Annotated in this window: 23 protein-coding genes and 2 tRNA genes; 16 read left to right on the forward strand and 9 right to left on the reverse strand. The window is 59.6% G+C overall.

Features of this window, described 5'->3' with window-relative positions; genetic code table 11:
- Positions 1–6 precede the first annotated feature (6 nt).
- Both ACMGGN_RS24730 and ACMGGN_RS24735 read left to right on the forward strand, forming a co-directional pair.
- Entirely contained in the window at positions 7–966 is a 960-nt protein-coding gene (locus tag ACMGGN_RS24730; RefSeq protein WP_414156342.1) for a hypothetical protein, read from the forward strand.
- Positions 967–980: 14 nt separating this feature from the next.
- Positions 981–1,346, forward strand: a complete 366-nt coding sequence (locus ACMGGN_RS24735) for a hypothetical protein (protein WP_125924570.1) — start codon at positions 981–983, stop codon at positions 1,344–1,346.
- 50 nt (positions 1,347–1,396) lie between these two features.
- On the opposite strand, the gene ACMGGN_RS24740 is transcribed toward ACMGGN_RS24735, so the two are convergent.
- The 4 genes from ACMGGN_RS24740 to ACMGGN_RS24755 form a co-directional block, all read right to left on the reverse strand.
- Positions 1,397–2,962: an ABC transporter permease gene (locus ACMGGN_RS24740; RefSeq protein WP_414156343.1), complete on the reverse strand. Its 1,566-nt coding sequence runs from the start codon at positions 2,960–2,962 to the stop codon at positions 1,397–1,399.
- Entirely contained in the window at positions 2,962–3,975 is a 1,014-nt protein-coding gene (locus ACMGGN_RS24745) for an extracellular solute-binding protein (protein WP_012316468.1), read from the reverse strand. The genes ACMGGN_RS24740 and ACMGGN_RS24745 overlap by 1 nt, the downstream gene beginning before the upstream one ends.
- A gap of 184 nt (positions 3,976–4,159) precedes the next feature.
- Positions 4,160–4,246: transfer RNA gene (locus ACMGGN_RS24750), tRNA-Leu, on the reverse strand.
- Positions 4,247–4,333: 87 nt separating this feature from the next.
- Positions 4,334–4,420 (reverse strand) — tRNA-Leu (locus tag ACMGGN_RS24755).
- 271 nt (positions 4,421–4,691) lie between these two features.
- On the opposite strand from ACMGGN_RS24755, the gene rnr reads away from it, so the two are divergent.
- From rnr to dnaB, 7 genes are all read left to right on the forward strand, one after another.
- Positions 4,692–7,271, forward strand: a complete 2,580-nt coding sequence (gene rnr / locus ACMGGN_RS24760) for a ribonuclease R (protein ID WP_115273767.1) — start codon at positions 4,692–4,694, stop codon at positions 7,269–7,271.
- Positions 7,268–8,014, forward strand: a complete 747-nt coding sequence (gene rlmB / locus ACMGGN_RS24765; protein WP_012316466.1) for a 23S rRNA (guanosine(2251)-2'-O)-methyltransferase RlmB — start codon at positions 7,268–7,270, stop codon at positions 8,012–8,014. The genes rnr and rlmB overlap by 4 nt, the downstream gene beginning before the upstream one ends.
- A 308-nt stretch (positions 8,015–8,322) precedes the next feature.
- A complete protein-coding gene (gene rpsF, locus ACMGGN_RS24770; RefSeq protein WP_003249557.1) occupies positions 8,323–8,748 on the forward strand; it encodes a 30S ribosomal protein S6 in 426 nt (141 codons plus the stop codon).
- A gap of 28 nt (positions 8,749–8,776) precedes the next feature.
- Positions 8,777–9,007, forward strand: coding sequence for a 30S ribosomal protein S18 (gene rpsR, locus ACMGGN_RS24775; RefSeq protein WP_003249563.1), 231 nt, complete (start codon positions 8,777–8,779; stop codon positions 9,005–9,007).
- 33 nt (positions 9,008–9,040) lie between these two features.
- Positions 9,041–9,904 (forward strand): hypothetical protein, encoded by an 864-nt coding sequence (locus tag ACMGGN_RS24780; protein WP_046787807.1) that lies wholly within the window; start codon positions 9,041–9,043, stop codon positions 9,902–9,904.
- 20 nt (positions 9,905–9,924) lie between these two features.
- Complete coding sequence (rplI, locus tag ACMGGN_RS24785) at positions 9,925–10,371, forward strand: 50S ribosomal protein L9 (protein WP_012316464.1); 447 nt, start codon at positions 9,925–9,927, stop codon at positions 10,369–10,371.
- A 113-nt stretch (positions 10,372–10,484) separates the two neighbouring features.
- Positions 10,485–11,882 (forward strand): replicative DNA helicase, encoded by a 1,398-nt coding sequence (gene dnaB, locus ACMGGN_RS24790; RefSeq protein ID WP_046787808.1) that lies wholly within the window; start codon positions 10,485–10,487, stop codon positions 11,880–11,882.
- A 115-nt stretch (positions 11,883–11,997) separates the two neighbouring features.
- Here the strand turns inward: dnaB and ACMGGN_RS24795 are convergent, their stop codons facing one another.
- Genes ACMGGN_RS24795 through ACMGGN_RS24805 form a run of 3 tightly spaced genes read right to left on the reverse strand, consistent with a single transcriptional unit; the run spans position 11,998 to position 14,970 of the window.
- Entirely contained in the window at positions 11,998–13,665 is a 1,668-nt protein-coding gene (locus ACMGGN_RS24795; RefSeq protein WP_115273769.1) for an ATP-binding cassette domain-containing protein, read from the reverse strand.
- Between the two features lies 1 nt (position 13,666).
- The gene (locus ACMGGN_RS24800) at positions 13,667–14,821 is read right to left on the reverse strand and encodes a YcaO-like family protein (protein WP_115273770.1); all 1,155 of its coding nucleotides are present in this window, start codon (positions 14,819–14,821) and stop codon (positions 13,667–13,669) included.
- Positions 14,822–14,871: 50 nt separating this feature from the next.
- Positions 14,872–14,970, reverse strand: coding sequence for an alginate O-acetyltransferase (locus ACMGGN_RS24805; protein WP_115273771.1), 99 nt, complete (start codon positions 14,968–14,970; stop codon positions 14,872–14,874).
- Positions 14,971–15,504: 534 nt separating this feature from the next.
- Between ACMGGN_RS24805 and ACMGGN_RS24810 the strand changes: the two genes are divergently transcribed.
- Together ACMGGN_RS24810 and azu are read left to right on the forward strand one after the other, a co-directional pair.
- Positions 15,505–17,808 carry a YgiQ family radical SAM protein gene (locus tag ACMGGN_RS24810; RefSeq protein ID WP_046787809.1) on the forward strand — a complete coding sequence of 768 codons (2,304 nt, stop codon included), beginning with the start codon at positions 15,505–15,507 and terminating at the stop codon, positions 17,806–17,808.
- A gap of 544 nt (positions 17,809–18,352) precedes the next feature.
- Positions 18,353–18,799, forward strand: coding sequence for an azurin (gene azu / locus ACMGGN_RS24815; RefSeq protein ID WP_046787810.1), 447 nt, complete (start codon positions 18,353–18,355; stop codon positions 18,797–18,799).
- 114 nt (positions 18,800–18,913) lie between these two features.
- On the opposite strand, the gene nadE is transcribed toward azu, so the two are convergent.
- Together nadE and pncB are read right to left on the reverse strand one after the other, a co-directional pair.
- The gene (nadE, locus tag ACMGGN_RS24820; protein WP_012316460.1) at positions 18,914–19,741 is read right to left on the reverse strand and encodes an ammonia-dependent NAD(+) synthetase; all 828 of its coding nucleotides are present in this window, start codon (positions 19,739–19,741) and stop codon (positions 18,914–18,916) included.
- Positions 19,742–19,744: 3 nt separating this feature from the next.
- Positions 19,745–20,950 carry a nicotinate phosphoribosyltransferase gene (gene pncB / locus ACMGGN_RS24825; RefSeq protein ID WP_046787811.1) on the reverse strand — a complete coding sequence of 402 codons (1,206 nt, stop codon included), beginning with the start codon at positions 20,948–20,950 and terminating at the stop codon, positions 19,745–19,747.
- 468 nt (positions 20,951–21,418) lie between these two features.
- On the opposite strand from pncB, the gene ACMGGN_RS24830 reads away from it, so the two are divergent.
- The 5 genes from ACMGGN_RS24830 (at position 21,419) to ACMGGN_RS24850 (ending at position 26,513) form a co-directional block, all read left to right on the forward strand.
- Complete coding sequence (locus tag ACMGGN_RS24830; protein WP_012316458.1) at positions 21,419–22,555, forward strand: branched-chain amino acid ABC transporter substrate-binding protein; 1,137 nt, start codon at positions 21,419–21,421, stop codon at positions 22,553–22,555.
- Positions 22,556–22,709: 154 nt separating this feature from the next.
- Positions 22,710–23,624 (forward strand): ABC transporter permease subunit, encoded by a 915-nt coding sequence (locus ACMGGN_RS24835; protein WP_012316457.1) that lies wholly within the window; start codon positions 22,710–22,712, stop codon positions 23,622–23,624.
- Between the two features lie 2 nt (positions 23,625–23,626).
- Positions 23,627–24,928 carry a high-affinity branched-chain amino acid ABC transporter permease LivM gene (livM, locus tag ACMGGN_RS24840; RefSeq protein ID WP_414156344.1) on the forward strand — a complete coding sequence of 434 codons (1,302 nt, stop codon included), beginning with the start codon at positions 23,627–23,629 and terminating at the stop codon, positions 24,926–24,928.
- Complete coding sequence (locus ACMGGN_RS24845) at positions 24,925–25,800, forward strand: ATP-binding cassette domain-containing protein (protein WP_012316455.1); 876 nt, start codon at positions 24,925–24,927, stop codon at positions 25,798–25,800. The genes livM and ACMGGN_RS24845 overlap by 4 nt, the downstream gene beginning before the upstream one ends.
- Positions 25,797–26,513 carry an ABC transporter ATP-binding protein gene (locus ACMGGN_RS24850; RefSeq protein WP_012316454.1) on the forward strand — a complete coding sequence of 239 codons (717 nt, stop codon included), beginning with the start codon at positions 25,797–25,799 and terminating at the stop codon, positions 26,511–26,513. The genes ACMGGN_RS24845 and ACMGGN_RS24850 overlap by 4 nt, the downstream gene beginning before the upstream one ends.
- Positions 26,514–26,552 lie beyond the last annotated feature (39 nt).

The following is a 26,552-nucleotide window of genomic DNA, read 5'->3' on the forward strand; positions in this document are numbered from 1 at the left end:
GCGACCATGTCCGAGGCACGCAGCTTCATCAATTCGCATGCGCAGTCATATGAGTCGCTGAAGGCCGATACGCCGATGTCGGCCAATCAGCGGGCCAAATTTGATGTGTTGAATGCGCATATTGTGAATAGCGTGGTTTTCGCCGGCGAGCTTGTGATTGTCGGCGATCCTGGTACGCCTTCCTGTACGAGCCATGAAGCATTTCTGATGGGCAAGGCGGCCAGTATTCACCGCGATATTGAGTTCAACGGTGGAGGTGTCGATGGGTACCTCTTGGAAAACTTCGAAATGCTTCAGAGTTTGCTGGCGCATGCTTCCATGGGGGCTGGTGCAATCAGTGATGGCTGGGCCAAGCATCTGGAGGGGATCAAAGGTACTTTGGGGCAAATAGAACTTTTGCATCGTGAGTATTTGGGTGCTGGAACGATTAGGGCTCGTGATGAATTTTATGCCAAGCGCACAGTGCTTTTCATGAGGCTGGAAGATCAGCTTAATAAATTGGCTGCTTTTGGTTCAGGGCTGCGCAAGCAAGGGTCTATTAAGCGGATGCTGGAGATTTCTACCAAGAGCTATTTGAGTTCCGGCGAAATCTCTAAATACGCTGATAAAATTACAGGGGTGAGCAAGGCGGCGAGTTTTATCAAGAAAGGTACGTATATTGGTATTGCATTGGATGTGGCCGCCACGAGCTTGTCAATTCATAAAGCGTGCACATTGGGGCGTGAAGAAGACTGCAGGAAAGCAAAATATGTTGAATCTTCAACTCTAATAGGGGCGGTAAGTGGAGCTAGCGCTGGTAGTTATGCCGGAGGTTTTATGGGTGGCATGATTTGCAGCGTTATTCTAGGGGTGCCGACAGGGGGCGCAGGTGCCCTTGCTTGTGCAGTTGCTGGGGGAGTTACAGGCGGTATGTTAGGTGGTGAAGTAGGTGGCAAAACAGGTGAAGTTATTGGGGAGATGATTTAGGAAGGGGCTCTAAGGTGACTTCTATTCATCCTGGGTTGATTGGGCTGTTGATCATGGGGCCTATGATATTTAGCATGCTGGCTATTGTTTATGTGGCGCATTATTACGTCGAATCGTTCGAGGCAATGATGCCAAATAGTCGTATTGTTCGTGATTATAGAAGGGTTTTTTCCAGTGCCGGTTTAGTTGGAAAGCTCATGCGTACAGGTTCGATTTCCATGATACTGATGATGCCAAAGATGTATGCGCGCAGAGGGCTCGTTGACTTGGATGAAGTAAGAGGCTTTCCTCGTCGACTAAAGCGTGTGCTGGTTGGATTGCACTTATTACTATTTGTGCTATTAAGCGCTCTTGTGGGGTTCCGTTTTTTATTACTTTAGATCGATTCGTGTAACGCTAGCCCAGGCCGCATGGCAGCCTGGGCAAATTCTTAGGCCTTGTTCAAATACATCCGCGTAGTCAGCAGATACACCGGCAACCCCGAAACCACAATCAACAACGCCGCATAAGGCGCCGCCGCTGCGAACTCGACGTTGGCGGTATGCGCCCAGACCTCGGTGGCCAAGGTGGTCATGCCCGTCGGGCTGAGCAGCAGGGTGGCAGTCAGCTCCTTCATGGCATCGAGGAACACCAGTGCGAAGGCGGCCGCCAATGCCGGGAAGATGATCGGCAAGGTCACCCGGCAGAACGCCGCGAAACTGCTGGCACCCAGGGTGCGGGCCGCTTCTTCCAGGGTTGGCGATGCCTTGTTCAACGCGGTGCGCACAGGGGCCTGCGCCAAAGGCAGGAACAACAGCGCATAGGCCAGCAGCAGCAATGCAGTGGTCTGGTACAGCGCCGGCACGTAGTGCAGGGAAAACACTACCAGCGTCAGGGCGATCACCAGGCCGGGAAGGGCATGCAGCAGGTAGGGCAGGCGCTCGGCCCAGAGCGCCAGGCGGCCTTTGTAGCGCACCACCAGGAAGCTCACCGGCAACGCCAGCAGCACGCAGAAACCGGCGCCGCCCAGTGACACCGACAGGGAGGTCAGCAGCGCCTTAGAAATCTCCGCCACCGGGAAAGCGGCCGAAGACCCCACGCTCAGCCAGTAACCGAGCATGGCCAGCGGAATACCGCTGCCCAGTATCGCCAGGCCCAGGCAGAACAGCTGCGCCAGCGGCGCCCAGCTACCCAGGCGTACCGGCTGCGCGCGGCGTGCCACGCCCTGACCGATGCGTACGTGGCGGGCCTTGCCGCGCACCTTCAGTTCCAGCCAGAGCATCACCAGGCACAGTGCCAGCAGTACCGCCGAGAGCATGGCGGCGTTGGCGTTGCTGAACTCCAGCTCGAACTGTTGGTAGATCGCCGTGGTGAAGGTCTGCAGGCCCAGGATCGACAACGCGCCAAACTCCACCAGCATGTGCAGGGCGATCAGCAATGCGCCGCCGAGCATCGACGGCCACAGCAGCGGCAGGGTGACCTTGGTGAAAACGCCCCAGCGGCTGCAGCCCAGCGTACGCGCCGACTCCTCAAGCGAAGTGTCGAGGTTGCGCAGGGTGGCGGCCACCGGCAGGAATATCAGCGGGTACTTGGACAGGGCCATGACCAGGATAGCTCCGCCCAGCCCCTCGAAGTCCGAGCTCAGCGACACCCAGGTAAAGCTGCTGACGAACGAAGGTACGGCGAATGGCAGGCATAGCACTACGCCCCACAGCCGACGGCCCGGCAGGTTGCTGCGTTCGAGCAGCCACGCCAGCGCCAGGCCAACCACCATGCACGTCAGCGTCACCCCGACCATCAGCATCAGGGTGTTGCGCATCAGGCCCCAGACGAACGGGCGCCAGAGCAGGTGCAAGGCTTCTCGCCAGCCGGCTTCCCAGGCTTTCATCGCGACGTACAGCAATGGCAGCAAGCTCATCGCCACCAGAAACAGTACAGGCAGCACCACCCAGATGGAGGGGCGCTTGCGGCGCGGTACGAAGCGTACCGGCACCGGCTCGGACAGGGCGGCGGTCATCAGAGCAGGCCGACCTCGCGTTCAAGCTCCAGCGCTTCCTCGGCATTGCCCAGGTCGGCCGGCGAGATTTTCGGCGGGCGCAGGTCTTCGAACGGCTTCAGGCCACGGTCGGAGACCATGCCTTTGTGCAGCGGGTATTCAGCGGTGGTCTGGGTGATCACACGCTGACCTTCTTCGCTGGCCATCCAGTTGAGCAGGGCCTGCGCTTCTTTCGGGTGCTTGCTGGCCTTGACCGCTGCGGCGCCGGAGATGGTCACCAGGCCGCCGGCATCGCCGTCGGCCAGGTAATACAGCTTCGAATCGAGCTTGCCGCGCTCGCGCTCCAGGGCGTACCAGTAGTAGTTGTTCACCAGCACGGCGGCGACTTCGCCTTTTTCCACGGCCTTGAGTGCGACCATGTTGTTGGTGTAGGTCTTGCCGAAGGCTTTCAGGCCGGTCAGCCACTCTTCGGCAGCGTCACGCCCGTGCATCTTGAGGATGGCCACGGCCTGTTCCTGGAATGCACCGCTGGTCGGTACGAAACCGACCTTGCCGTCCCACTCGGGGTTGGCGAAATCCATTACCGATTGCGGCAAGTCTTTCTCATCGATCTTCTTCGGGTTGAACACCACCACGCGGGTGCGGGCGGTCACGCCCATCCAGGAACCGTTGGCGGCAACGTATTCCTTGGGCAGCATGTTCAGCGTGGCGTCGTCGATCTTCGCCAGCAAGCCCAGTTCGCCCAGGTTGTTCAGTGGTGGCGATTCTTCGGTGTAGATGATGTCGGCCGGCGAGCGGTCGCCTTCCTCGATGATCTGGCTGGCCAGCTGATTGCTGCTGCCTTTGCGGATATTGATATGGATGCCGGTCTTGGCCTCGTAGGCCTTGGCGATGGCTTCGCCGATTTCCTTGTGTTGACCGTTGTACATGGTCAGAGTGACCGGGTCGTCTGCCATGGCGGCCGGAGCGCCCATCACCAGGCTAAGGACAGCGGCGGCCAGGGTGCGCATCAGCGGTTGCGGACGGATCGTCATGCGGGTACTTCCTCGCTTACGGCTACATATTTGGAAACAATGGTAAACGAAATCGTTTCTCAAGTGGCCGTGTGACGAGAAATTCATGGTTAGCCCATCGTCGGATGGCTGGCCCTGCAGGGAAGGGTGACACAAAAATCGCAGGCAAGAAAAAACCCACTAGCAAGCTAGTGGGTTTTTTGAATGGTGCCCAGGAGAAGACTCGAACTTCCACGACCGTTAAGTCACTGATACCTGAAACCAGCGCGTCTACCAATTCCGCCACCTGGGCAAAGCTTTACATCGTCTGATGAAGGCGACTATCGTTCGCTTTCACACAGTAGTAACAGATCCTTGGTCATCTGTTACTTGAAATACTTGGTGCCCAGGAGAAGACTCGAACTTCCACGACCTTGCGGTCACTGATACCTGAAACCAGCGCGTCTACCAATTCCGCCACCTGGGCACACATTCGAGATAAAAAGATGCTTTACAGCGCCGTTCATCTCTACTACAACTTCGGGGTTGTCCGTCGTTGTGGTGCGCACTATACGGACGCTCCCAGGGGCTGTAAAGCCCTTGATCAAAAAAAATTTCAAAAAATTCAACTTGTTGATTCCACACGCCTATTGCCGCACTGCGGACATGCTGCTGGGGCTGTCCAAGCCCGACATTTCCGGTTTCAATAGGCCTATGCCAGAATTCATATCTATATACCCCAAGGTGAACCCCTTCTGATGGCCGATTGGCAATCCCTCGATCCCGAGGCCGCTCGCGAAGCGGAAAAATACGACAACCCTATCCCCAGCCGTGAGCTGATCCTGCAGCGCCTTGCCGACCGTGGCGAACCGGCCGCGCGCGAGGAGCTGGCGGCCGAGTTCGGTCTTTACGAAGAAGACCAGATCGAAGCCTTGCGCCGTCGTCTGCGCGCCATGGAGCGTGACGGCCAGCTTATCTATACCCGGCGCGGCACATATGCCCCGGTAGACAAACTGGACCTGATCTGCGGCCGTATCTCCGGCCACCGCGACGGTTTCGGCTTCCTTATCCCTGACGATGGCAGCGACGACCTGTTCCTCAGCCCGTCGCAAATGCGCCTGGTATTCGATGGCGACCGTGCCTTGGCGCGTGTCTCGGGGCTCGACCGCCGTGGCCGCCGTGAAGGTGTGCTGGTAGAAGTCATTTCCCGCGGCCACGAAAGTGTGGTCGGCCGCTACTTCGAAGAAGGCGGCATCGGTTACGTGACGCCGGACAACCCGAAGATCCAGCAGGAAGTGCTGGTGACCGCGGGTCGTAACGGTGGCGCCAAGATCGGCCAGTTCGTCGAGATCAAGATCACCCACTGGCCAACCCCGCGGTTCCAGCCACAAGGCGATGTGGTCGAAGTGATCGGCAACTACATGGCGCCGGGCATGGAAATCGATGTTGCCCTGCGCAGCTATGACATCCCGCACGTCTGGCCCCAGGACGTGATCAAGGAAGCGCGCAAGTTCCGCTCCGATGTCGAAGAGAAGGACAAGGAAAAGCGTATCGACCTGCGCCACTTGCCCTTCGTCACCATCGACGGCGAAGATGCCCGCGACTTCGACGACGCTGTTTATTGTGAGCCGCTTGGCAAGCTGCGGCTGTTCTCTGGTGGCTGGCGCCTCTATGTGGCCATCGCTGACGTGTCCAGCTACGTGCGTCTGGGCTCTGCCCTGGATGTCGAGGCGCAGCAGCGTGGCAACTCGGTGTACTTCCCCGAGCGTGTTGTCCCGATGCTCCCCGAGGAGCTGTCCAACGGCCTGTGCTCGCTGAACCCGCACGTCGATCGCCTGGCCATGGTCTGCGAAATGACCATGAACAAGGCCGGCCAGATGGTCGACTACCAGTTCTACGAAGGTGTGATCCATTCTCATGCCCGCCTGACCTACAACAAGGTCAGCAGCATGCTCGAGCATGCCCGTACCCGCGAGGGCAAGGCGCTGCGCGAGGAGTACCAGGAGGTCCTGCCGGACCTGAAGAACCTGTACAACCTGTACAAGGTGCTGCTCGATGCCCGTCACGCCCGCGGCGCCATCGACTTCGAAACCCAGGAAACCCGCATCATCTTCGGTGAAGAGCGCAAGATCGCGGAAATCCGCCCGACCGTGCGCAACGATGCCCACAAGCTGATCGAGGAATGCATGCTGGCGGCCAACGTCGCCACGGCCGAGTTCCTCAACAAGCATGGCGTGCCGGCGCTGTACCGCGTGCACGATGGCCCGCCACCGGAGCGCCTTGAAAAGCTGCGTGCCTTCCTCGGCGAGCTGGGCCTTAGCTTGCACAAAGGCAAGGACCCTTCGCCCAAGGACTACCAGGCACTGCTTGCAAGCATTGCCGGGCGCCCGGACTTCCACCTGATCCAGACGGTGATGCTGCGTTCGCTGAGCCAGGCGGTGTACAGCACCGACAACAACGGCCACTTCGGTTTGAACTACGAGGCGTACACGCACTTTACCTCGCCGATCCGTCGTTACCCGGACCTGCTGGTGCACCGCGCCATCCGCAGCATCATCCGTTCCAAGGTCGATACTCCGCACGTCAAGCGTGCCGGCGCCATGAGCATTCCCAAAGCGCGTATCTATCCGTACGACGTGAACACCCTCGACCAGCTCGGCGAGCAGTGCTCCATGACCGAGCGCCGCGCCGACGAAGCCACCCGTGACGTGGTCAACTGGCTCAAGTGCGAGTTCATGAAGGACCGTGTGGGCGAGACCTTCCCGGGTGTGATCACTGCGGTCACCGGTTTTGGGCTGTTTGTCGAGCTGACCGATATCTACGTCGAAGGTCTGGTGCATGTCAGTGCGCTGCCGGGTGACTACTACCACTTCGACCCCGTGCATCACCGCTTGTCGGGTGAGCGCACCGGGCGTAGCTTCCGTCTGGGCGACACCATCGAGGTCAAGGTCATGCGCGTTGACCTAGACGAGCGCAAGATCGACTTCGAAGTGTCCGATCAGCAGCTCGCTGCGCCGATAGGGCGCAAGGGCCGTGGCGCCGCACCGGCCGCAGAAAAGGCCGAGCAGCAGCCAGTGGTGGAGGCCAAGGCCACTCCGAAACCGCGCAGCCGCAAGAGCGAGACCGCCGAGGCTTACTTCCCGAAAGATGCCGTGCAGCGTAATGCTGAAGTGCGCAAAAGTCGCGAAATGAAGAAGGCGCTGATGACCGACGCGCGCACTGGCGGCAACGCCGGCAGCAAGTCGGACAAAGGCGGCAAGCCCTCCGGCAAGCCCACCAAGCACCGTAAAGGCCCGCCGAAATCCGGCGCGCCACGCAAGAGCAAGAACAAGTCATGAGTCAGCTGGAAAAAATCTACGGTGTGCATGCCGTGCAGGCGCTGCTGCAGCACCATCCGAAGCGGGTCAAGCAGATCTGGCTGTCGGAAGGGCGCAGCGAGCCACGCATCCAGGCGTTGCTGGCGCTGGCCGCAGAAAACCGTGTGCAGGTTGGCCAGGCCGAGCGCCGTGAGCTCGATGCCTGGGTCGAGGGCGTGCACCAGGGCGTTGTTGCCGAGGTCAGCCCAAGCCAGGTGTGGGGCGAATTGATGCTCGAGGAGTTGCTCGAGCGCACCGAAACGCCACCGCTGATCCTGGTGCTGGACGGCGTCACCGACCCGCACAACCTCGGCGCCTGCCTGCGCACCGCCGATGCTGCCGGGGCTACGGCAGTGGTGGTGCCCAAGGATAAATCGGCGACGCTGACACCGGTGGTGCGCAAGGTGGCCTGCGGCGCAGCGGAAGTGATTCCGCTGGTGGCGGTGACCAACCTGGCGCGTACCCTGGAGAAGCTTCAGCAGCGTGGCCTGTGGGTGGTGGGTACGGCCGGTGAGGCCGAGCAGGAGATCTATCAGCAGGACCTGACCGGCCCGTTGGTGATGATCATGGGCGCGGAAGGCAAGGGCATGCGCCGGCTGACCCGTGAACACTGCGATTTCCTGGTCAAGTTGCCAATGTCGGGCAGCGTCAGCAGTCTGAACGTTTCAGTGGCTACGGGCGTCTGCCTGTTCGAGGCAGTGCGCCAGCGCCAGGCCAAGCGCTGATCTGTCGACACTGTAGCGGCCCTATCGCCGGTAAGCCGGCTCCCCAAAGCACCACGCCAGGTTCAATGGCTGTGGTGCTTCGCTGCAAGCCGGCGAGCTGGCGGTAGGGCTCGCCCAAGGTAAAGTGTTTCCGGCTGTTCAAATAATCGCCAATCACCTTGCTTGTGTGCACCGCCTTCTCTACAATTGCGCCCCTTGCCGAGCTGGCAGGCGCACATGTGCCTCCCCTCCATGGCAAGACATACAGTGTCATTCACTCCTTGTCTGACCAGATACGCTGGCAGACTACTAACCCGTAAGGAGCATTCATGCGTCATTACGAAATCATCTTCCTGGTTCACCCGGACCAGAGCGAGCAAGTCGGCGGCATGGTTGAGCGTTACACCAAGCTGATCGAAGAAGATGGTGGCAAGATCCACCGCCTGGAAGACTGGGGCCGTCGTCAACTGGCCTACGCAATCAACAATGTTCACAAGGCTCACTACGTGATGCTGAACGTTGAGTGCACCGGCAAGGCCCTGGCCGAGCTGGAAGACAACTTCCGCTACAACGATGCCGTGATCCGTAACCTCGTCATCCGTCGCGACGAAGCCGTAACCGGTCAGTCCGAGATGCTGAAGGCCGAAGAGAACCGCAGCGAGCGCCGTGAGCGTCGTGAGCGTCCTGAGCATGCTGACTCCGCCGAAGGCGACGACAGCAATGACAGCGACTCCAGCGATAACGCTGACGAGTAATCCACGGACCTTTTGAGGAGCCTATTACATGGCACGTTTCTTCCGTCGTCGTAAATTCTGCCGCTTCACTGCTGAAGACGTGAAAGAGATCGACTTCAAAGATCTCAACACCCTGAAAGCTTACGTATCCGAAACCGGCAAAATCGTTCCAAGCCGTATCACCGGTACCAAAGCTCGTTATCAGCGTCAGCTGGCTACCGCTATCAAGCGCGCCCGCTTCCTGGCCCTGCTGCCCTACACCGACAGCCACGGCCGCTGAGACCGGGTTGTCGACAAGTAGTAAGGGATAAGCATGCGAGCGTTGGCTGATTTCATCATGCGCGGTCGTGTGCAGGCCACCTTGGTGGTGGTCGTGAGTGCGGTATTACCGCTGCTGTTCTGGTTGAGTGCCGCTGCCGGGAGCCTTGTGCTGCTGCGGCGCGGGTTCAAGGACGCTTCAACGGTCATCGCTTTCGGCCTTTTGCCGGCGGTGGCCATTTGGGCCTTCGGTGATCCAAGCACCTTGCTGGTGCTGTTGGGAACACTGGGGCTGGCCGCCTTGTTGCGTGCCGGGCATTCCTGGAGCCGGGTGTTGTTGTCCAGTGTTGTGTTGGGGTTGGTCTACAGCCTCATCCTGGACGCGGTACTGCGCGAAACCTTCGAAGTGTTGGCCAAGGCGCTTTCCGAAGCGTTGCCGCAAATCGAAGGCAAGCCAGTCATTCCCGGTGAGCTGATCGGCCCTGTGCTGGTCGCTTCCACAGCGGTGATGCTGCAGTTGTTCAGCGTGCTGGCTTTGATGCTGGCGCGTTATTGGCAAGCAGCGTTGTACAACCCTGGAGGCTTCGGTCGCGAGTTTCGCGCCCTGAAGTTGCCGCGGGCAGTCATGCTGGCTCTGGTTGCCGCGATGGTGTTGGGTCCGTTCATCGGCCCGCAGTTCATCGTCCTGGCTTCCGCGTCCAGCCTGGTGCTCGTCCTGGCCGGCATCGCCTTGATGCATGGGCTGGTGGCACAGGGTCGGCTGGCCGGTTTCTGGCTGGTCGGCATGTACGTGACACTGCCGCTGATACTGCAGCTGATTTATCCGTTGCTCGTGGTTCTGGCCATTGTCGACAGCCTGATTGATTTTCGCGGTCGCAAGTCCCCTGAGGGGAATGACTCCGCGAACGGTGAAGGTTAAAAGTTAAGAGGTTTTACCAAATGGAACTGATCCTGCTGGAAAAAGTCGCTAACCTGGGCAACCTGGGCGACAAAGTTAAGGTTAAGGCTGGTTACGGCCGTAACTTCCTGCTGCCATTCGGCAAGGCCACCGTTGCCAACGCCGCCAACCTGGCTGCGTTCGAAGAGCGTCGCGCCGAGCTGGAAAAAGCAGCTGCTGACCGTAAATCGTCGGCTGAAAGCCGCGCTGCCCAACTGGCCGAGCTGGAAGTGACCATCACTGCCACCGCTGGCGACGAAGGCAAGCTGTTCGGTTCGATCGGCACCCACGACATCGCTGACGCCCTGACCGCCTCCGGCGTTGAAGTGGCCAAGGCTGAAGTTCGTCTGCCGAACGGCACCATCCGTCAGGTTGGCGAATACGACGTAGCCGTGCACCTGCACAGCGACGTTGAAGCCACCGTACGTGTGGTCGTCGTAGCTGCCTAAGCTGCGCTGACTGGGTAGCTCCTCGCGGGCTGCCCGGTTAACATCGGGCACGTCCTGTCTCTGAACAGGCCGTGCCCTTTGTCTTTTTCATCCTCCAGAATTCTTTCGTGGCCATGAACGAGATCACCAATCCCGAACAGCTAGACCTGCAAACCGCTGCCCTCAAGGTGCCGCCGCATTCCATCGAGGCCGAACAGGCCGTTCTCGGTGGCCTGATGCTGGACAATAACGCCTGGGAGCGGGTGCTGGATCAGGTTTCGGATGGCGATTTCTATCGGCATGACCACCGCCTGATCTTCCGTGCCGTGCACAAGCTGGCCGACGCCAACCAGCCATTCGACGTCGTCACCCTGCACGAGCAGCTTGACAAGGAAGGCTTGTCGACCCAGGTTGGCGGCCTGGCGTACCTGGCAGAACTTGCCAAGAACACCCCGTCGGTTGCCAACATCAAGGCCTACGCCGCGATCATTCGCGAGCGGGCAACGTTGCGCCAGCTGATCAGCATCAGTACCGACATCGCCGACAACGCCTTCAACCCGCAAGGGCGCAATGCCGCCGAAATCCTCGATGATGCCGAAAGGCAGATCTTCCAGATCGCCGAGGCGCGGCCCAAGACCGGCGGCCCGGTGGGCGTCAACGAACTGTTGACCCTGGCTATCGACCGGATCGACACGCTGTTCAACTCCGACAGCGACATCACCGGCGTTTCCACCGGCTTCACCGACCTGGACGCGAAAACCAGCGGCCTGCAGGCTGCCGACCTGGTCATCGTGGCCGGCCGTCCGTCGATGGGTAAGACCACCTTCGCCATGAACCTTGTGGAAAATGCCGTGTTGCGTACCGACAAGGCGGTGTTGGTGTTCTCCCTCGAGATGCCAGGTGAATCGCTGATCATGCGTATGCTCTCGTCCCTTGGCCGCATCGACCAGACCAAGGTGCGTTCCGGTCAGTTGGACGATGACGACTGGCCGCGCCTGACGTCGGCGGTCAACCTGCTCAACGACCGCAAGCTGTTCATCGACGATACCGCCGGCATCAGCCCCTCGGAGATGCGGGCGCGTACCCGCCGCCTGGCGCGTGAGCACGGCGAGATCGCCATGATCATGGTCGACTACCTGCAGCTGATGCAGATCCCGGGCTCGGCCGGTGACAACCGGACCAACGAAATTTCCGAGATTTCCCGCTCGCTAAAGGCCTTGGCCAAGGAATTCAACTGCCCGGTCATCGCCCTTTCGCAGCTCAACCGCTCCCTGGAACAGCGCCCGAACAAACGCCCGGTGAACTCCGACTTGCGTGAATCGGGTGCAATCGAGCAGGACGCCGACGTGATCATGTTCGTGTACCGGGATGAGGTGTACCACCCGGAGACCGAGCACAAAGGCGTTGCCGAAATCATCATCGGCAAGCAGCGTAACGGCCCCATCGGCTTCGTCCGCCTGGCGTTCATCGGTAAGTACACCCGCTTCGAGAACCTCGCACCGGGCATGTACAACTTCGACGACGACGAATAAATCTGCTTTCATGCAGTTGCGCATAACTCACTGAGTTTGCAAGGCCCGTTCGAAGCGGCTTCAGCCGTGAAGAATTCAGTGCGGCGGGTCGCACCGGCTGCGCCGTTGTTCGGGGCTAAAGCCGGTCCCGCAAGGTGTGCGACGCGCCGGCTAGCTCAGGGTTCTGAGCAATTTTCGCTTGCACCTGGCTAACTATCCGCCCCTCGCTCAGTGTGATCACTCGGTCAAATCGTGACAGCGCGCTTTGATCATGCGTCACGCAAATCAGCCCTCTCCCTTGGAACGCTTCGAACAACAGATCCCAGGTACGCTCGGCCGATCCGGCATCGAGCCCAGCTGTGGGTTCGTCAAAGAAATTGAATTCGCCTGGCTGATTGAGAACGCGTAGCAGCGTCAGCCTTCGTGCTTCGCCGCCCGAAATGGATTCTGCGCGTGCATCCAGGTCAAGTTCGTACCAGTCTTTATCCAAGCCCAGCCGCTCAAGCCATCGTTCGATTTGAGCGCGATCATGATCATGCTCGAACAGTACTGCACGGGGCAGTGGGCCGGGTAGAAAGTGCGCATCCTGAGGGCAGAGTCTTAAGCGACTGAACTGCGCGCAAGCATCGAGCTCAGCCAGGCACCTGCCGTACAATTGAACATGCTCGCGCAACTGGAATACCGTTCCAGCCAGCGCATGCAGAAGCGTCGATTTGCCACACCCGCTGGACCCTATCAGCGCGACCCGTTCTCCTTTGTGCAGCACCAAGGGTTCTTCGATTTCCAGTTGCACACTGTTCCGAGCGCTTAGCAGGCACGGGGCGATGCGCAGCCCTGCGTTATTATCATGTGATTTCGACTCAGCAGAGCATGTCGGACCGAACGGCGGGAGTCGGAGCCAGTGTTCAAGTTTTTGTTTGTCGAGCCTGAACTGGTCTAGTAGTCGCCAGGCCTCAGCCAGTTGCGCAACCCCTGCCAGCAATCCGCTCACCAAGGTGAAAAGAGCAACGAGTTCGCCCAAGCTCAATTGCGGTGTTGTCAGAGCCTGATCCTGGATGCCCCACATGAGCAGACCGCCACTGCCCAGGCCAATGAACAAAGTGCGCAAGCCCTGAACCCAGCCCCCGCTGTGGGCTACCCTCACCGCTGAGTCGGCATAGGCCGAGAGTGTATGGTTGACCGGGAGCATCGCCGCATGCTCCGCCTTTTCCAGTTTGACCGTCGCCGCGCTCGCGAAGGTATCCACCCATTGTTCCGCCAGTTCATCCTCTCGCGAGTTCACTGCCTCTATATGTGGTCGGCGCCAGCGCACCAGTCGATCATTTGCCCATAGATACGCCAGACTCAAGGGGATGAGACCGATCAATACCGAGGTAGCCCCCAGATATGCGAAGAGCGTTATCAGCACTGTAGCTTCAGCTAGTACCGGCCAAGCTGAACCAATCAGAAAGCCTAGCCAGCGCTCCTGTGCCGTAATTCCCCTATCCAGCACCTTTACCAGTGTTCCGCCATGGAGTTGTCCATAGGCCTCGAAGCGTTTGTCCAACAACGCTCGGCACCAGCGGATGGAGAGCTGTTTCACGCGATCCTGGCAGAGCCGTGCAAGACACCAGGCTTGCAAAGGGGTCATTGAGGCTTGTAATGCGATAAGGCATATGAAGGCTCCGAGTAGAAGCTGGGTAGGCGCGGCTGAGCTGGATATGTTGTCAATGATGTCGGCCAGTATCAGGGCGGGTACGACGGTCGCGACTTTCAGGACCAATGTCGCGCTCAAGGCGGCGATGATTCCTCGATAGATATGCATGTCATTCCCTAATGCCTTTGAATGCGCTCTGCGGCGCGACTGGAATACCTGATCTGATCAGGTGGAATCGCTCCAGTCCGGGTATGAAAACCTGCAGAACCGTGGCGAGATTCGGGTGTTCATAAAGTGTGCGATAAAATACGGCCTTATTTTGTTTTTTCAGATTGATGTGTATGCGCTTGATTTGCCCGCGCACGCTGAGCTCGGTGTGCGGAGGGTGAAGCGTGGGCACGGCGTACGTGGGGCAGGGATTTATAAGTGAAGCCAGCCGGGCTGAGTGGGCAAGCATTTTTTCCGCAGAGAGGTCTTCTTGTTTTTCTCTTGGGCCATAAAGTTGTTTGCACTGAAGGTGCTCGGTTACGGCACGATACATTGCAGTGTATGGGTCGAGTGAACTACCGGAGCCTACGCTACTGAGTGAGCCTTCTGTTTTATCGGGAGAAACAGCGATGCAAAATGGCACCTCATAGAAATCGTGGGTCAAGAATATTTTCAGTTTCTTTGCGTGACGAAGAAGCTCGGCATCATGAGCGAAGGTCTCTTCCAAGAATGAAGTAGAGGGGCGGTAGAGTTCTGGCGGTGAGGCCAGTCCGCAGAGTGACAGGTAGTAAACCGAGAGGGCGTGGCGTTCGATCGCTTCATTAATGGCGTGTAGCAGAGCCTCGTTCTCTGTGCAACCAAGAGCTGTGCCAGAGTTGGTGGCATATTTGGAAAGAAAGCCCGCTGCCGTTTTTTCTATGTCATCAATGTTTCTGGTTGATGGTGCTATTATTATTGCAGGTATTTTTATTTCGTCGTAGCTGTCCAGGCCTTGAAGTCTGAGATAAGGTACCTGGCAACCAGGCGGTAGTGAGTTGAGCAACCAGTCGTCAAATGGTTCTATCGACTTCAATATTTGGTCGCTGTCGATGATGGTAGAAGTTATATCGTCGACGAAGTAATGCTCCAGGCTTTCGGCAAGCGCTCCAAGTTCGCAGTACTCGCCCTTTCCTGCTCCGCAAGAGACCTCTTTGTAGGCGCTGTCGTACAAGTGGCAGGTGGCGACCAGTTTGTTGGTTCTTGCTAATGTTGTTCTTGAATTAAGTCCCAAGTGCTGATGCAGCCTGGTCAGGCGATCGTAGGCTTCGTCTATGTTCAGCTCGCGCTCGGTAATCATCTATGACTCCTTGGTAGTGCCAGAAGGGGTAGCCCCTTCTGGCTTATCGCTTACAGGAGGTTGAGGAAGTCAATCTCGGATTCGATGAATGTGTAGTTCATCACGCGAGGGATCTGCAGCGTGTTGATTTCAGAACGACGACGTCCCATGGTTAGTACTCCTTCAGAGTTGGTTTGAGTGCGCTTTCCGCGCATGAGTGTTGTATCACTTATTTTTTTGCGGGTTCAAGAACTGGTCGGGATTCGTGGCGGAAAGTTATCGTAGGATTTCTTCCCGGTGTTTGAAGTTCGATTCCTACAATTTTTTAAGAGGCAAAGAAAACGTTCTAACAATTAACAAGTTAGCGTTTGCTGAGGGTTAGAGGGGCTAAATATTCTGTAAAAAATCTGGAAGGATTACGGTCGCTCCTCAAAGAGGAGGTGCGATCATCATAGAGCTGAGCGGGTACGAGTTTCCTGCGGGCAGTCGCTCTGATCCTTGGGCCCGTCCCGATCTCATCGGCGCCGAAACTGTTTTGGTAAATACTGGCGACCCAACCACAAACCCCCAAGCCAGCCACGTGGCGCTTCCCGCCCCAACCGTCGCCCCACCCGCCAATCCCCACGAAGGCAGTCGGATTTGGTCAAATTTTGTGCTATATTCCGCGCCCGCGATTTCCCTGCACAACAGAACCGGTCACTGACATGCAAGCAGCCAAACCACTCTACGACTATCCCAAGTACTGGGCCGAATGCTTCGGGCCAGCACCTTTCCTGCCGATGAGCAGGGAGGAGATGGATCTGCTCGGCTGGGATTCCTGCGACATCATCATCGTGACCGGTGATGCCTACGTCGATCATCCGTCATTCGGCATGGCCATCATCGGCCGCCTGCTGGAAGCCCAGGGCTTTCGCGTGGGCATCATTGCCCAGCCGAACTGGCAGTCCAAAGACGACTTCATGAAGCTTGGTGAGCCGAACCTGTTCTTCGGCGTCGCGGCGGGCAACATGGACTCGATGATCAACCGCTACACCGCAGACAAGAAAATCCGCTCTGACGATGCCTACACCCCGGGCGGCATGGCCGGCAAGCGCCCTGACCGCGCCAGCCTGGTGTACAGCCAGCGCTGCAAGGAAGCCTACAAGCACGTGCCGATCGTGCTCGGTGGCATCGAGGCATCGCTGCGCCGCATCGCCCACTATGACTACTGGCAGGACAAGGTTCGCCATTCGATCCTGATCGACGCCAGCGCCGATATCCTGCTGTACGGCAACGCCGAGCGGGCGATCGTCGAGGTCGCCCAGCGCCTGTCCAGTGGCCAGAGCATCGAAAGCATCACCGATGTGCGCGGTACCGCATTCGTGCGTCGTGACACGCCCGAGGGCTGGTACGAGATCGACTCGACCCGCATCGACCGCCCTGGCCGCGTCGACAAGATCATCAACCCGTACGTCAATACCCAGGACACCCAGGCCTGCGCCATCGAGCAGGCCAAGGGCGACCAGGAAGACCCGAACGAAGCCAAGGTCGTGCAGATCCTCGACAGCCCGCGCATGACCCGCGACAAGTCGGTGATCCGCCTGCCATCGTTCGAGAAGGTGCGTAACGACCCGGTGCTCTACGCCCACGCCAACCGTGTGTTGCACCTGGAGACCAACCCGGGCAACGCTCGTGCGCTGGTGCAGAAGCACGGCGAAGTGGATGTGTGGTTCAACCCGCCACCCATTCCAATGACCACCGAGGAAATGGACTACGTGTTCGGCATGCCCTATGCCCGTATTCCGCACCCGGCCTACGGCAAGGAGCGCATCCCGGCCTACGAGATGATCCGCTTCTCGGTGAACATCATGCGTGGCTGCTTCGGCGGCTGTACCTTCTGCTCGATCACCGAGCACGAAGGCCGGATCATCCAGAACCGCTCCCACGAGTCGATCCTGCATGAAATCGAGGAGATGCGTGACAAGGTGCCTGGCTTCACCGGCGTGGTCTCCGACCTTGGCGGGCCGACGGCCAACATGTACCGCATCGCCTGCAAGAGCCCGGAGATCGAGAAGCACTGCCGCAAGCCGTCGTGCGTGTTCCCGGGCATCTGCGAAAACCTCAACACCGACCACAGCTCGCTGATCGAGCTGTATCGCAAGGCACGCGCCCTGCCGGGTGTGAAGAAGATCCTGATCGCGTCGGGCCTGCGCTATGACCTGGCAGTGGAATCGCCGGAGTACGTCAAGGAGCTGGTCACCCACCATGTGGGCGGTTACCTGAAGATTGCCCCGGAGCACACCGAGCGTGGCCCGCTGGACAAGATGATGAAGCCCGGCATCGGCTCCTACGACCGCTTCAAGCGCATGTTCGAGAAGTACTCGAAAGAGGCGGGCAAAGAGCAGTACCTGATCCCGTACTTCATCGCTGCGCACCCAGGCACCACCGACGAAGACATGATGAACCTGGCCCTGTGGCTCAAGGGCAACGGCTTCCGCGCCGACCAGGTGCAGGCGTTCTACCCGTCGCCCATGGCCTCGGCCACGGCCATGTACCACTCGGGCAAGAACCCGCTGCGCAAGGTCACTTACAAGAGTGAAGGCGTGGAGATCGTCAAGAGCGACGAGCAGCGCCGCTTGCACAAGGCGTTCCTGCGCTACCACGATCCTAAGGGCTGGCCGATGCTGCGCGAGGCACTAGAGCGTATGGGCCGTGCCGACCTCATTGGCCCGGGCAAGCATCAGTTGATCCCGCTGCACCAGCCGCAGACCGACACCTACCAGAGTGCACGGCGCAAGAACTCGACGCCGGCCGGCAGCCACAAGGTGGGCAAGGATCAGAAGATCCTCACCCAGCACACCGGTTTGCCGCCGCGTGGCAGTGACGGCAGCAAGCCGTGGGACAAGCGTGAGAAGGCCAAGGCTGAAGCGTTCGCCCGCAACCAGCAGGCGGCCAAGGAACGCAAGGAAGCGGCAAAAGGTGGTGGCAAAGGCAGCAAGAAGCCGCGCCAGCCTGTCATTCCGCGCTGATTGATTCTTGGGGCTGCTTTGCAGCCCATCGCGACACAAGGCCGCTCCTGCAATGTCCGCGCAAGCACAATTCATTTGGCAGCGCGGTCGATGTTGGAGCGGCCTTGTGTCGCGAAAGGACCGCAAAGCGGTCCCCAAAGCCTCTGGGTCAATCAGGCTTCTTGTCGACCCACTTCGCCGCCAAGGCCGAGAAAACCACGCGACTTCTCGTTGAGTCCATTCGCATCAAACAAACCTGGCCTTAATGTTCGAAGGCAGTTGTCACTCCGGGCGGGAGAATTCACAGATCGCACCGCTGGCCCCGTGGGCGTAGGCGGCGAGCAGGCTGTTCATGAAACTTGAGAGGGCCATTGCAGTTGCTCCTGAATGAGAGGTTGTCCCATCGTCCATTAAAAGGGCATGATGTGCCCTTAGATTGGTTGTATACAATCCATTGAACAATTCAACTGGCTGGCCACTTGACACCCTTTGATGCATGTCAGCAAGGGGCTGAACGGTTTCAGGCAGTCTCGCAATTGATAAAACCCTGCCAAGGAGATTCATGATGTTTGCGAAAGCTGTAGCGGTATCCCTGCTGACCCTCGCCAGCGCCTCCGTCTTCGCCGCCGAGTGCTCGGTAACTGTCGACTCGACTGACCAGATGTCCTTCAATACCAAGGAAATCGTCATCGACAAGAGCTGCAAGCAATTCACCGTGAACCTGGAACATTCGGGCAAATTGCCAAAGAATGTCATGGGTCACAACATTGTCATCAGTAAGGCAGCTGACATGCAGCCGATCGCGACCGATGGTCTGAGCGCCGGTATCGAGAAGTCCTATCTGAAAGAAGGTGATGAGCGTGTCATCGCTCACACCAAGATCATTGGGGCGGGCGAAAAAGACGCGGTGACCTTTGATGTGTCCAAGCTGGTTGCTGGTACAGACTACGGCTTCTTCTGCTCATTCCCAGGCCATATCTCGATGATGAAAGGCACGGTAGTCGTCAAGTAATGACACTTTGAAGCAGGGGAGGGCTTTGCCCTCCTTCGCGACACAAGGCCGCTCCTACAGTCCTGTAGGAGCGGCCTTGTGTCGCGAAAGGGCCGCAAAGCGGCCCCAGAGGTCTCACGGTGCGAACGGCAGTTCGCGCTTGTGCTGGGTCTTGCGGTAGGTGGCGACGATGATGTCGAACGCTTCCTGCTCAACCGGCAGCCCATGCAGGAAGGCATCGATCTGTTGGTAGGTCACGCCATGCGACGCCTCGTCAGGCTTGCCTGGTTCCAGGTCTTCCAGGTCCGCAGTAGGCACCTTCTCCACCAGCGATTCCGGCGCCCCAAAGCTGCGCGCAATGGCCCGCACCTGGTTCTTAACCAGGCCGCTCAACGGGGCCAGGTCGCAGGCACCGTCACCAAACTTGGTAAAGAAGCCCATCACTGCCTCGGCGGCGTGGTCGGTGCCGATCACCAGGCCAGCGCGGGCGCCAGCGATGGTGTACTGCGCGACCATGCGCGTACGCGCCTTGACGTTGCCCACGACGAAGTCCACCAGTGACGGCGAGCCGTCTTTCAATGCTTGCACCTCTGCGGCCAGTGCACGCACGGCAGGTGCAATATCAACGGTGTGCACTTCATCGGCGTTGATCACTTCCAGGCACGCCTGGGCGTCGTGCTCGTCATGCTGTACCTGGTACGGCAGGCGCACGGCAATGAAGCGGTAGGCCGGGTCGCTGCTTTCGGCGCGCAACTCGTTGATGGCGCGTTGGGCGAGCAGGGCGGCAGTCAGCGAATCGACGCCCCCGCTGATGCCCAGTACCAGGGTCTTGAGGCGGGCGTTGGCCAGGCAATCCTTGATGAACGCCACGCGCCGGGCGACTTCGGCCTCGAGCGCAGCGGCGTCTGCGAACGGCGGCTGCACGTTGAGCGCCTGGGCAATCTCTTGCTGAACGGCTTGCATGGGTTACTCCTTGCTGGGGATTTTGAACACGTGACGCATGTAGGCGACGAAGTTCTCGTCGCGGCACTGGGTCTTGGCGGCCTCGTCAGAGATCTTCGCCACCGGCGAGCCGTTGCAGTCGGTCATTTTAAGCACGATATTCATCGGCGCCACGCCGGGGATGTCGCAGGTCAGGTTGGTGCCGATGCCGAAACTGACGTTGATGCGCCCGCGCAGGGCACGGAAGATCTGCAGCGCGCGGGTCAGGTTGAGGCCGTCGGAGAACACCAGGGTCTTGGTCATCGGGTCGATCCCCAACCTCTGGTAATGGGCGATGGCCTTTTCCGCCCAGGCCACCGGCTCACCCGAGTCGTGGCGCAGGCCGTCGAACAGCTTGGCGAAGTACAGGTCGAAATCGCTGAGGAAGGCATCCATGGTGATGCAGTCGGTCAGGGCGATGCCGAGCAGGCCGCGGTACTCCCGGACCCAGCAGTCCAGGGCGGCGATCTGGCTGTCGATCAGCCGCGGGCCGAGCTGCTGGTGGGCCATGATCCATTCGTGGGCCATGGTGCCCAGCGGCTTGATATCCAGTTTCCATGCCAAATCGACGTTGCTGGTACCGACGAAGCGGGCCGGGAAGTCATCGCGCAGTACCCGCACCACCTCCTCCTGCACGCGGCTGGAAAAACGCCGGCGGGTGCCGAAGTCGGCCACTTGCAGTTCGGCCAGTTCGTCGGCGCTGGCATGCGCCTGTAGCCAGTCGAACTTGCGGTAAAGTTGGTCACGGGCCTCGGCCAGGCGCATGCGTGGGTGCAGGTGGCGGTTGCGCACTTCGCTGATGATGGCCAGCAGCGGGACTTCGAAGAGGATCACATGCAGCCAGGGCCCTTTGAGGCGCAGGTACAGCTGGTCGCCCTCGATACCAACCTGCACATAGCGCAGGTTGAAACGGAACAGGCGCAGAAAGCGCAGGAAATCGGGCTTGAGGAAGCTGATGCGTTCGAGGAAGGCCAGCTGGCCATCATCGAGGGTAAGTTCGCTCAGCCGTTCGAGCTGGTTGCGGATCTCGCCCAGATAGGGGCGCAAGTCTTCGCCATTGCGGCAGCGGAATTCCCACTCCACGTCGGCATCCGGGTAATTGTGCAGCACGCCCTGCATCATGGTGAGCTTGTAGAAGTCGGTGTCGAGCAGGTTGTGCACGATGCGCTCAGCGAATGCGCTCTCGCTCATCAGGGTGGGCTCCAAAGCGGCGAATGGCGGTCATTGTGCCACAGGAAACGCGCCGAACTTGCCGGCAACGCGTTACCGGCGGGAGCGGGTGCGTGTGTGAAGAGGCCGAAACAGACAAATCAGGTGTTTTTCCGTGCACCAGCTAGCCTTGAAACGGTGCCGCCTGTAGCAGTTGCGCACCAGGGGTGTGCAGTTCGGTGACGTCTGCTGTTACAGGGTGGTTGCACGTAAACACTTGTCAGGGTTGCAATGATGGCACTCGGTGGTTGCTCCTTGTTTGTGCGCATGGTGGCGCTTGTCGCGTGGCAGACGGTTGCACACTCAGTAAAGAAAAGGCCGTCGGTCGCCTCGACGCGGCCCCAACAGTGTGATTTCCCGGAAGACAAAACCGATGGCACGGCCCTTGCTCTGAGCACAGGGCTGAGAAGTTGTAGTGCCAACCAAAAAAAACTCTAGGAGCACCACCTCATGTCGCAGACGTTTTACAAGAAAGGTTTCCTGGCACTGGCCGTGGCTACGGCACTGGGTGTTTCTTCGTATGTTCAGGCCGACGTCAAGATCGGTGTCGCGGGCCCGATGACCGGGGCTAACGCAGCGTTTGGCGAGCAATACATGAAAGGTGCCCAGGCGGCAGCTGACAAGATCAACGCTGCCGGTGGCGTCAACGGCGAAAAAATCATCCTGGTCAAAGGCGATGACGCCTGTGAGCCGAAACAGGCTGTATCGGTTGCCAACCGTCTGGTCGATCAGGACAAGGTAATCGGTGTGGTGGGCCACTTCTGCTCCTCCAACACCATTCCAGCTTCCGAGGTGTATGACGAAGCAGGCGTGATCGCCATCACCCCTGGCTCTACCAACCCACAAGTCACCGAGCGCGGGCTGAGCGCCATGTTCCGCATGTGCGGCCGTGACGACCAGCAGGGCATCGTTGCCGGTGACTACATCGTCGATGTGCTCAAGGGCAAGAAGGTGGCGGTGCTGCACGACAAGGACACCTACGGCCAGGGCCTGGCCGATGCAACCAAGGCGCAGCTGGAGAAGCGTGGCGTCAAGCCGGTGCTGTATGAAGGCCTGACCCGTGGCGAGAAAGACTTCAGCGCCGTGGTGACCAAGATCCGTTCCACCGGTGCCGATGTGGTCTACTTTGGCGGCCTTCACCCCGAAGCCGGTCCGCTGGTGCGTCAGCTGCGCGAGCAAGGCCTGAAGGACGTCAAGTTCATGTCCGATGACGGTATCGTCACCGACGAACTGGTCGCAACCGCGGGCGGCGCCCAGTACGTGGACGGCGTGTACATGACCTTCGGTGCCGACCCGCGCATGCTGCCAGACAGCAAGGCGGTGGTGGAAGAATTCCGCAAAGCCGGCACCGAGCCTGAAGGCTACACCCTCTACGCCTACGCTTCGCTGCAAGCCCTGGCCGCTGCCTTCAACGGCGCCAAGTCGAACAAGGGCGAAGACGCTGCCAAGTGGCTCAAGGCCAACCCGGTGCAGACCGTCATGGGCGAGAAGAAGTGGGACAGCAAAGGCGACCTGACTGTCTCTGACTACGTGGTCTACCAGTGGGACAAGGACGGCAAGTACCACCAGCTGGAAAAACAAAAATAACAACGGCAGCCAGCCCGGGCCTGCGCCCGGGCCGATGCCCCTGCGGTACCTGTCTTTATTCGGAGACCTGCACGGTTCTGCGCTGCGAGGGCCGCTTTATCCGTGGCCTGGCGTGCTCGGCGCTTGTGCAGTCTCGCTCAGGTGAGATTGCGTTATGGATGGTATTTTCCTGCAGCAACTGGTCAACGGCCTGACCCTCGGGTCGGTCTATGGCCTGATCGCCATCGGCTACACAATGGTCTATGGCATCATCGGCATGATCAACTTCGCGCACGGCGAGGTGTATATGATTTCCGCGTACCTCGCGGCAATCAGCCTGGCATTGCTGGCTTATTTCGGTATCGAGTCGTTCCCCCTGCTGATGTTGGGCACCTTGTTGTTCACCATCGTCGTCACGGGTGTGTATGGCTTCACCATTGAACGCATCGCCTACAAACCCCTGCGCAACTCTACCCGCCTGGCACCGCTGATCAGTGCCATCGGCATCTCGCTGATCCTGCAAAACTATGCGCAGATCAGCCAGGGCGCCCGCCAGCAAGGCGTGCCGACCCTGCTCGAAGGCGCCTGGCGCGTCGAAGTGGGCACTGGCTTCGTGCAACTGACCTACACCAAGATCTTCATCCTGATTGCCGCATTCGTCGGCATGGGGCTGCTCACCTATGTGATCAAGTACACCAAGCTCGGCCGCATGTGCCGCGCTACCCAGCAAGACCGCAAGATGGCCTCGATCCTTGGCATCAACACCGACCGGGTGATCTCCTACGTGTTCGTCATCGGCGCGGTGATGGCTGCGCTTGCCGGTGTGCTGATCACCATGAACTACGGCACCTTCGACTTCTACGCCGGCTTCATCATCGGCATCAAGGCATTCACCGCTGCGGTGCTCGGCGGCATCGGCTCGCTGCCCGGCGCCATGTTGGGCGGGATTATCCTGGGTATTTCCGAGTCGTTGTTCTCTGGCCTGATCAACTCCGACTACAAGGACGTGTTCAGCTTCTCGCTGCTGGTGCTGATCCTTATCTTCCGCCCACAAGGCCTGTTGGGTCGCCCGCTCGTGGCTAAGGTGTGAACATGTCCACTGCCAAAACTGCCTCCGTTTCCGAAACCCAAGGTTTCGATCTCAAACGCAGCTTGCTCGAGACCATCGTCGCCGGCCTGCTCGCGCTCATTGTCTTTGGTCCGGTCGTCGGCGTGGTGCTCGACGGCTATAGCTTCAATGCCGAACCCCGCCGCGTGGCCTGGCTGGTCGGTGGCGTGATGGCCGGGCGCTTCCTGCTCAGCCTGTACCTGCAGACCGCCGCAGGCAAGCGCATGTTGCAAGGCTTCGACAGCGGCGGCTCGGGGGTGCACGTCAATGCACCGAACTACAAGTCGCGTCTGCGTTACATCATTCCGGCGCTGATCGTGATCGCCATCGTCTTCCCCATCTTCGCCAACAAGTACCTGCTGACCGTGGTTATCCTCGGCCTGATCTACGTGCTGCTGGGCCTTGGCCTGAACATCGTGGTGGGCCTGGCGGGCCTGCTCGACCTGGGCTACGTGGCGTTCTACGCCATTGGCGCCTATGGCTTGGCGCTGGGCTATCAGTACCTGGGGCTGGGGTTCTGGAGTGTGCTGCCACTGGCGGCAATCGCCGCGGCTCTGGCGGGGTGCATACTGGGCTTCCCGGTGTTGCGCATGCACGGTGACTATCTGGCGATCGTGACCCTGGGCTTTGGCGAGATCATCCGCCTGGTGCTGAACAACTGGCTGTCGTTCACCGGTGGCCCGAACGGCATGCCGGCCCCGGCGCCGACCTTCTTTGGCCTGGAGTTCGGCCGTCGAGCCAAGGATGGCGGGGTGCCGATCCACGAGTACTTCGGCTTCGATTACCACGCCAATCTGAAGTTCGTGTTCATCTATGCCGTGCTGTTCCTGGTCGTGCTGGCGGTGCTGTACATCAAGCATCGGCTGACCCGCATGCCGGTTGGCCGCGCTTGGGAAGCGCTGCGTGAGGACGAAATCGCCTGCCGCTCGATGGGCCTGAACCATGTGCTGGTCAAGCTTTCGGCCTTCACCCTGGGGGCCTCCACTGCGGGCCTCGCCGGGGTGTTCTTCGCCACCTACCAAGGCTTCGTCAACCCGTCCTCGTTCACCTTCTTCGAGTCGGCGCTGATTCTGGCCATTGTCGTACTGGGCGGCATGGGCTCGACCGTGGGCGTGGTGATCGCTGCGTTCGTACTGACCGTAGCGCCGGAGCTGCTGCGCAGCTTCTCCGAATACCGGGTGCTGCTGTTCGGTGTGCTGATGGTGCTGATGATGATCTGGCGACCGCGTGGGCTGATCCGCATCAGCCGCGCCGGTGTGGTCCCGCGTAAAGGAGTGGCGCCATGAGCGACGAAATCATTCTCTCGGTCGACAACCTGATGATGCAGTTCGGTGGCATCAAGGCGCTCAGCGACGTCAGCCTCAAGGTCAAGCGTAACCAGATCTTCGCCCTGATCGGCCCCAACGGCGCCGGCAAGACCACGGTGTTCAACTGCCTGACCGGTTTTTACAAGGCCAGCGGCGGGCGCATCGAGCTGAACGTGCGCGGCAGCCATACCAACGTCATCCAGTTGCTTGGTGAGCGCTTCCAGGCGGCGGACTTCGTTTCGCCGGCACGTTTTGGTTCGCGCCTGTACTACAAGATGTTCGGTGGCACCCACCTGGTCAACCGCGCGGGGCTGGCGCGCACCTTCCAGAACATTCGCCTGTTCAAGGAAATGTCGGTGGTGGAAAACCTGCTGGTCGCCCAGCACATGTGGGTCAACCGCAACCTGCTGGCCGGCGTGCTCAACACCAAGGCCTACCGCAAGGCCGAGAGTGATGCCCTGGACCACGCATTCTACTGGCTGGAGGTAGTCGATCTGGTCGACTGTGCCAACCGCCTGGCCGGGGAGCTGTCGTATGGCCAGCAACGCCGCCTGGAAATCGCCCGGGCCATGTGCACGCGGCCGAAGATCATCTGCCTGGACGAACCGGCGGCCGGCCTCAACCCGCAGGAGACCGAAGCACTTAGCCGTATGATCCGCGTGCTGCGTGACGAGCACGACATCACCGTGGTGCTGATCGAACACGACATGGGCATGGTCATGAGCATTTCCGACCATATCGTCGTGCTCGACCACGGCAACGTGATCGCCGAAGGCGCGCCGCAGGATATCCGCCACAACCCGACGGTGATCGCCGCCTACCTGGGTGCCGACGAAGAGGAGCTGGTATGAGTGCACCCATTCTGGAACTGAAGGACCTGGACGTGTTCTACGGGCCGATCCAGGCGTTGAAAAAGGTCTCGATGCACATCGATGAAGGTGAGACCGTGAGCCTGATCGGCGCCAACGGTGCCGGCAAGTCGACCCTGCTGATGTCCATCTTCGGCCAGCCGCGCGCAGCCTCCGGGCAGATTGTCTACCGTGGCACCGACATTACCCGCAAGTCGTCGCACTACATCGCATCCAATGGCATCGCCCAGTCGCCGGAAGGGCGCCGGGTGTTCCCCGACATGAGCGTCGAGGAAAACCTGATGATGGGTACCATCCCTATCGGTGACAAATATGCCAGTGAGGACATGCAACGCATGTTCGAGCTGTTCCCTCGGTTGAAGGAGCGGCGCAACCAGCGTGCGATGACCATGTCCGGTGGAGAGCAGCAGATGCTGGCCATTGCCCGTGCGCTGATGAGTCGGCCCAAATTGCTGTTGCTCGACGAGCCGTCGCTGGGGCTGGCGCCGATCGTGGTCAAGCAGATCTTTTCGACCCTGCGCGAACTGGCCAAGACCGGGATGACCATCTTTCTGGTGGAGCAGAACGCCAACCATGCCTTGAAGTTGTCCGACCGGGCTTATGTCATGGTGAACGGCGAGATTCGCATGACCGGCACCGGTCAGGAGTTGTTGGTCAACGAAGAGGTTCGCAGCGCCTATCTTGGCGGGCACTAAGCTGAATCCGGGGCTGCTGTGCGGCCCCGATCGGCATCA

The organism is Pseudomonas sp. BNK-30, from assembly GCF_047456185.1.
Taxonomy (GTDB): domain Bacteria; phylum Pseudomonadota; class Gammaproteobacteria; order Pseudomonadales; family Pseudomonadaceae; genus Aquipseudomonas; species Aquipseudomonas putida_E.

What these genes read in the sequence shown, in the direction of transcription:
- ACMGGN_RS24730 (WP_414156342.1), top strand. Translation starts at nt 7, where the DNA reads ATGTCCGAGGCACGCAGCTTCATCAATTCGCATGCGCAGTCATATGAG.
- ACMGGN_RS24740 (WP_414156343.1), bottom strand. Translation starts at nt 2,962, where the DNA reads ATGACCGCCGCCCTGTCCGAGCCGGTGCCGGTACGCTTCGTACCGCGC.
- ACMGGN_RS24745 (WP_012316468.1), bottom strand. Translation starts at nt 3,975, where the DNA reads ATGACGATCCGTCCGCAACCGCTGATGCGCACCCTGGCCGCCGCTGTC.
- rnr (WP_115273767.1), top strand. Translation starts at nt 4,692, where the DNA reads ATGGCCGATTGGCAATCCCTCGATCCCGAGGCCGCTCGCGAAGCGGAA.
- rlmB (WP_012316466.1), top strand. Translation starts at nt 7,268, where the DNA reads ATGAGTCAGCTGGAAAAAATCTACGGTGTGCATGCCGTGCAGGCGCTG.
- rpsF (WP_003249557.1), top strand. Translation starts at nt 8,323, where the DNA reads ATGCGTCATTACGAAATCATCTTCCTGGTTCACCCGGACCAGAGCGAG.
- rpsR (WP_003249563.1), top strand. Translation starts at nt 8,777, where the DNA reads ATGGCACGTTTCTTCCGTCGTCGTAAATTCTGCCGCTTCACTGCTGAA.
- ACMGGN_RS24780 (WP_046787807.1), top strand. Translation starts at nt 9,041, where the DNA reads ATGCGAGCGTTGGCTGATTTCATCATGCGCGGTCGTGTGCAGGCCACC.
- rplI (WP_012316464.1), top strand. Translation starts at nt 9,925, where the DNA reads ATGGAACTGATCCTGCTGGAAAAAGTCGCTAACCTGGGCAACCTGGGC.
- dnaB (WP_046787808.1), top strand. Translation starts at nt 10,485, where the DNA reads ATGAACGAGATCACCAATCCCGAACAGCTAGACCTGCAAACCGCTGCC.
- ACMGGN_RS24795 (WP_115273769.1), bottom strand. Translation starts at nt 13,665, where the DNA reads ATGCATATCTATCGAGGAATCATCGCCGCCTTGAGCGCGACATTGGTC.
- ACMGGN_RS24800 (WP_115273770.1), bottom strand. Translation starts at nt 14,821, where the DNA reads ATGATTACCGAGCGCGAGCTGAACATAGACGAAGCCTACGATCGCCTG.
- ACMGGN_RS24805 (WP_115273771.1), bottom strand. Translation starts at nt 14,970, where the DNA reads ATGGGACGTCGTCGTTCTGAAATCAACACGCTGCAGATCCCTCGCGTG.
- ACMGGN_RS24810 (WP_046787809.1), top strand. Translation starts at nt 15,505, where the DNA reads ATGCAAGCAGCCAAACCACTCTACGACTATCCCAAGTACTGGGCCGAA.
- azu (WP_046787810.1), top strand. Translation starts at nt 18,353, where the DNA reads ATGTTTGCGAAAGCTGTAGCGGTATCCCTGCTGACCCTCGCCAGCGCC.
- nadE (WP_012316460.1), bottom strand. Translation starts at nt 19,741, where the DNA reads ATGCAAGCCGTTCAGCAAGAGATTGCCCAGGCGCTCAACGTGCAGCCG.
- pncB (WP_046787811.1), bottom strand. Translation starts at nt 20,950, where the DNA reads ATGAGCGAGAGCGCATTCGCTGAGCGCATCGTGCACAACCTGCTCGAC.
- ACMGGN_RS24830 (WP_012316458.1), top strand. Translation starts at nt 21,419, where the DNA reads ATGTCGCAGACGTTTTACAAGAAAGGTTTCCTGGCACTGGCCGTGGCT.
- ACMGGN_RS24835 (WP_012316457.1), top strand. Translation starts at nt 22,710, where the DNA reads ATGGATGGTATTTTCCTGCAGCAACTGGTCAACGGCCTGACCCTCGGG.
- livM (WP_414156344.1), top strand. Translation starts at nt 23,627, where the DNA reads ATGTCCACTGCCAAAACTGCCTCCGTTTCCGAAACCCAAGGTTTCGAT.
- ACMGGN_RS24845 (WP_012316455.1), top strand. Translation starts at nt 24,925, where the DNA reads ATGAGCGACGAAATCATTCTCTCGGTCGACAACCTGATGATGCAGTTC.
- ACMGGN_RS24850 (WP_012316454.1), top strand. Translation starts at nt 25,797, where the DNA reads ATGAGTGCACCCATTCTGGAACTGAAGGACCTGGACGTGTTCTACGGG.